This window comes from Psychrilyobacter sp. (assembly GCF_049671765.1).
Taxonomy (GTDB): domain Bacteria; phylum Fusobacteriota; class Fusobacteriia; order Fusobacteriales; family Fusobacteriaceae; genus Psychrilyobacter.
The window spans coordinates 1-5,570 of sequence record NZ_JBATVM010000254.1 but is presented as its reverse complement, the minus strand read 5'-3'; the positions used below and the strand labels follow the sequence as shown (position 1 = coordinate 5,570).

Annotated in this window: 5 protein-coding genes; all 5 read left to right on the top strand. The window is 31.0% G+C overall.

Annotated elements, in window-relative coordinates; translation table 11 throughout:
• Nucleotides 1-185: PLP-dependent transferase (locus tag WBG30_RS12095; RefSeq protein ID WP_424504915.1), on the top strand; the 185-nt coding region annotated here is incomplete at its 5' end.
• 63 nt (nucleotides 186-248) lie between these two features.
• Nucleotides 249-1,124 carry a methylenetetrahydrofolate reductase [NAD(P)H] gene (gene metF, locus WBG30_RS12090; RefSeq protein ID WP_424504914.1) on the top strand — a complete coding sequence of 292 codons (876 nt, stop codon included), beginning with the start codon at nucleotides 249-251 and terminating at the stop codon, nucleotides 1,122-1,124.
• A gap of 1 nt (nucleotide 1,125) precedes the next feature.
• On the top strand, nucleotides 1,126-1,959 hold the full coding sequence (locus WBG30_RS12085) for a homoserine O-acetyltransferase/O-succinyltransferase family protein (RefSeq protein ID WP_424504916.1): 834 nt from the start codon (nucleotides 1,126-1,128) through the stop codon (nucleotides 1,957-1,959).
• Nucleotides 1,960-1,991: 32 nt separating this feature from the next.
• The gene (locus tag WBG30_RS12080; protein WP_424504913.1) at nucleotides 1,992-3,191 is read left to right on the top strand and encodes an aspartate kinase; all 1,200 of its coding nucleotides are present in this window, start codon (nucleotides 1,992-1,994) and stop codon (nucleotides 3,189-3,191) included.
• A gap of 2 nt (nucleotides 3,192-3,193) precedes the next feature.
• Nucleotides 3,194-5,570, top strand: a 2,377-nt coding sequence (locus WBG30_RS12075) for a homocysteine S-methyltransferase family protein (RefSeq protein WP_424504912.1), incomplete at its 3' end; no start/stop codon positions are given.

Below are 5,570 nucleotides of genomic sequence, written 5' to 3'. Positions count from 1 at the left end.
TAGCTAATGTAGCAGATGCCAAATCCTTAATCATCCATCCTGCCAGTACAACCCATGGACAGTTAAGTAATGAACAATTACAATCAGCAGGAATAAAGCCAAATATGATAAGAATTTCTGTAGGATTAGAAAATATAGATGATCTCATAGCAGATCTAGAAAATGCAATAACAAGATCTAAATAAACTGATTTTATATTTAATCAAATATATATAAAACGTTCCACATTTAAGTAGAAGGGAGAAATTATGAAGATAAAAGATATATTAAAAAATAAAGATACTGTGATCTCGTTTGAGATCTTCCCTCCAAACAATAAGTTCCCCATAGAAAAAATATATAAAACTATCGATGAACTAGCAAAACTAAAGCCAGATTATATAAGTGTCACATATGGAGCAGGAGGAAGTAGTCAAGATAGAACCGTTGAGATAACAAAAAGAATAAAAAATATAAATAAGATAGAAACTATGGCTCATCTAACCTGTATAGGGGCTACAAAAGAATCTATAAACGCTACTCTGAAACAATTAAAAAATAATGGCATAAAAAACATCCTAGCGCTGAGAGGAGATATCCCAAGAGATCAAGTCCATGGTTCACACTTTAGCTATGCTAGCGATCTAGTAAGACACATTAAAAAAAATGACGATTTTTCTGTGGCAGGAGCTTTTTATCCTGAAGTACACTTTGAAAATAATGACCTGTTAGATCTTTTTCATCTAAAAACAAAGGTCGAATCTGGAACGGATTTTTTAGTCTCACAATTATTCTTTGACAATGACGATTTTTATGCATTTAGAGAAAAAACTAAAAAATTAAATTTTAATGTTCCATTAGTTGCAGGAATATTACCTGTTACAAATTATAAACAAATTCAAAAAGTAAAGGAACTATGTAATGCAAAAATCCCAAGAAAATTTCAGGCCATATTAGATAAATTCAAGGATAACCCAAAAGCACTAGAAGAAGCTGGAATAACCTATGCCACAGAGCAGATAATAGATTTAATAGCTTCTGGAGTAGATGGAATTCATATATATACCATGAATAAAGTTGATGTAACCAAAAGAATTTTAGAAAATATAAAATATATTCGAAAAGGAATTGAGGAGGTAGAGTAAAATATCTATTCTATGCAATTATAATTTAAAAGGTATAGAAGATTCTAGAGACAGCGGAATCCTCTTTGAAAATAAAAATAATGCAAAAATAAAAATAGGAATTATAAATTTAATGCCATTTAAAGAAGAGACAGAATCTCAATTTTTTAATCTTTTAGGTAGATATGATCTAACTGTAGAGGTAGAATTCTTATATCCAGATAATCATATTTCAAAACATACCTCCACGGAATATCTAGAAAAAAACTATATTCCTCTCAGTAAATTAGAGGAAAGAAATTATCAAGGACTAATTATAACAGGAGCTCCTATAGAAAATTTAGAATTTGAAGAAATAAAATATTGGAATGAATTAAAACCTGTATTTAATTTGAAAATTCCTAGTGTTTATATTTGTTGGGCCAGTCAAGGAGCTCTATATCACCACTATAAAATTTTGAAACATCCACTAAAAGAAAAGATATTTGGGGTTTTTAATCATAGTGTTAATAAAAATAAACTGATCCCATTAGATGAATTTCATGCTCCTCATTCTAGACATACATACAATCAAAAAGAAGATATTTTAGAAGCAGGGCTTATGATAATCGCAGAAAATAAAAAAGCTGGAGTATATATGGCAGCCACAAAAGACCTACAAAAGATCTATATCTCAGGACATGGTGAATATCAAATGGATACTCTAGACAAAGAATATCGAAGAGATCTAAAAAATATCCCTGAAAATTACTATAAAGATAATGATCCAAATAAAGAAAGTTTTTTTACTTGGGATAAACACAGAGATATTTTCTATAAAAATTGGTTAAATATGATACTTGAACAAGTATTATAATACATACATAATATAAACGGAGGCAAATAAAAATGGGAGTTATTATTCAGAAATTTGGAGGAACCTCTGTAAAAAATACAGAACGGATATTAGAAGTTGCTAAAAAAATTGTCGAAAGTAAAAAAATGGGAAATAGCATAGTAGCTGTCTTATCTGCTCAAGGAGGATATACAGATATTCTCTTGGAAAAAGCGCATAAGATATCTAAAACTCCTAAAAAAAGGGAATTAGACGTACTCTTGTCAACTGGTGAACAGATATCAATAGCTCTTTTGGCCATGGCAATAGAGGAGTTAGGAGAAAGTGCCGTTTCATTTACTGCAACACAATTAGGGATAAAAACCTGTAGTAATCACAACTGTGCTCAAATATTAGATATAGATAGTAAAAAAATAAAACAAGCACTAGAAGAAGGAAATGTAGTTGTGGTCGCAGGGTTTCAAGGAGTAGATCTACATGGTAATATAACCACTCTAGGACGAGGTGGTTCTGATACTACTGCTGTGGCGTTAGGAGTAACTTTAGGTGCTAAAGAGGTAGAAATTTATACAGATGTTGATGGAATCTATTCAGCAGATCCAAGGGTAGTTAAAAATGCTAAAAAAATTAATAGAATTGCCTATAGCGAGATGATAGAAATGGCTGGAAACGGTGCTAAAGTCCTACATAGTAGAAGTGTGGAGTTAGCCTGTAAATACAATATAAAAATACATCTACGTTCTTCATATTCATGGACAAAAGGAAGTATTATCAAGGGAGAAGATAAAATGGAAAAAGAAGTAATCAGAGGAATTACCCACAGTAAAAATTTATCTAAAATAACTTTAAGAGATACCCCACATAGATTGGCAGATGTTATTAGCACACTATCTAATGAAGGGTATAATATAGATATTATTACCCATGATTTTGACCCTGAAAGGGGTGCTACGATCTCTTGTATTTTAAAACAAGAGATACTAGAGAAAGCTTTTGAAATTTTAAGAGAAAAATATCCTAAGAATAGAAAAAATTTGGTTCATATCCCAAATTTAGGAAAAGTTTCTGTCATAGGAATAGGAGTAAAATCAAAGGGAGTCGCAGCACAAGTTTTTAAAGTATTATCTGAAAATAACATTTCTATTGAGATGGTCTCTTCATCAGACATAAATATTTCTTGTATTATCCATCAAAAAGATCTAGAAAAAGCGGTATCTCTTCTTCATGAAAGATTAATTGAGGAGGCCAAATAAATATGAATATAAATACAAATATAAAAAACATTTTAAAAGAAAAAATAATGGTTTTAGATGGGGCTATGGGAACATCTATACAAAACTATGATTTAACCGAAGAAGATTTTAGAGGAGAGAGATTTAGTGATTTCTCCTTTAAATTAAAGGGAGCTAACGAGATACTGAATCTAACTAGACCTGATATTATAAAAGATATCTACAACAGCTATATAAACGCTGGAGTAGATATTATAGAAACTAATACCTTTAATGGAAATACCATATCTATGGCTGATTATAACTTAGGAGAATTGGCATACGAAGTTTCTTTAGAAGGAACTAAATTAGCTAAACTTACAGTTTTAGATTATTTTAAAAAAACTGGTAAAAAAGTATGGGTAGCAGGTTCCGTAGGCCCTTCTAATAAAAGTATAAGTATCGATTCATCAGAAATAAATTTTGACACATTAAAGGAAGCCTATAAAACCCAGATAAGAGGTATCCTTCATGGGGGAGGAGATCTCCTACTTATTGAAACTATATTTGACGGTTTAAATGCAAAAGCCGCAGTTATCGGTGCAGAAGAAATTTTTGAGGAAGAGGGGAAAACACTTCCAATTATGATCTCAGCCACAGTGGATAAATTTGGTAGACTTTTGTCTGGACAAACTATGGAATCATTGGTTATTTCCTTAGATAGAGACTCTATCCTATCCTTTGGTTTAAATTGTTCTTTTGGAGCTACAGAGCTTATACCTCTGATCCATAAACTAGGAAAATTTACCCATAAACCAATATCTATATATCCAAATGCGGGATTACCTAATGAAATAGGTGAATACACTGAGACTCCAGAAGAAATGATAGAAATTTTAAACGATCTATTAAACCATTCAGGAATAAATATTATAGGGGGATGCTGTCGTACAACTCCTAAACATATAAAACTTATAGCAGAAGCAGTAAAAAATCTACCCCCTAGAATTTTAAGAAAAAAATCTTTAGAATTTAATATCTCTGGAAATGAAGTTTTAGATCATGATGGATTTTTGATTGTAGGAGAGAGAAATAATGTAGCTGGGTCTAAAAAGTTTGCAAGATTGATAAAAGAAAAAAAATATGATGAAGCTTTAGAAATTTCTAGAATTCAAGTAAATACAGGAGCTCATATCTTGGATCTCAATCTAGACGATGGATTGATAGATTCCAAAATAGAGATGAAAAAATATATAAAGTTACTTCTATCATCTACTGACACTGCTAATATTCCTATTATGATAGATTCTTCTGATTTTGATATAATAGAGGAAGGATTAAAAAATCTACCCTCTAAAGGAATTGTCAACTCACTCAGTCTAAAAGATGGCCAAGAGGAGTTTATTAGAAAAGCCAAAATAGTTAAAAAATATGGTGCAGCTTTAGTAGTTATGGCCTTTGATGAGACAGGGCAGGCAGATACATTCAATAAAAAAATCAAGGTTTCTAAAAGATCCTATGATCTTCTCTTAAACATAGGTTTTTCACCTTCTGATATTATCTTTGATACAAATATTTTAACAATTGGAACAGGAGAAAAAACAGATAGAGATTATGCCAAAGACTATATAAATTCCATAAAATGGATAAAAGAAAATTTACCCCATGCCAAAACAAGTGGTGGATTAAGCAATGTTTCATTTGCTTTTAGGGGAAATAATCCATTAAGACATGCTATCCATCAAGTATTTTTGAAATTAGCCAAGGAAAGCGGTCTAGATATGGTGATAATGAATCCAGCAGAAAAAATTGTTAAAATAAAAAGTTCTCTAGAAGATAAAATTTATAAACTAATCATGAATACAGAAGATGTCTTAGATTCATTATTAGATGAACAGATAGAGAAAATTATTTCTCCTAAAACAGCAGAAAAAGAATCCGATCCAAGAGTCCAGATTATAGAGAATCTGATTAATGGAAATAAATTAAATTTAACAACTCTTATAGATCAATTATTAAATGAGTACTCTCCGATCTCAATAATACAAGATATATTGATGGAAGGTATGGAAAAAGTAGGAGAATATTTTAATAGCGGAAAGTTATTCCTACCTCAAATAGTTAAAAGTGCCGTTATCATGAAAGAGGCTGTAACTTATTTAACTCCTTTGATTAAAAATGAAAAAATAGATATGGGTCACAAAAAAACCATCGTTATGGCAACTGTAGACGGTGACGTTCATGATATTGGAAAAAATATAGTAAAAACAGTTTTAGAATGTAATGGGTATAAAATCATCGACCTAGGAGTCATGGTTTCTATGGATAAAATCATAACTACACTAAAAAATGAGAAGGTAGATGGCGTTGCCTTAAGTGGCCTTATCACCCCGTCTCTACACGAGATGACAAGAGTAGCTA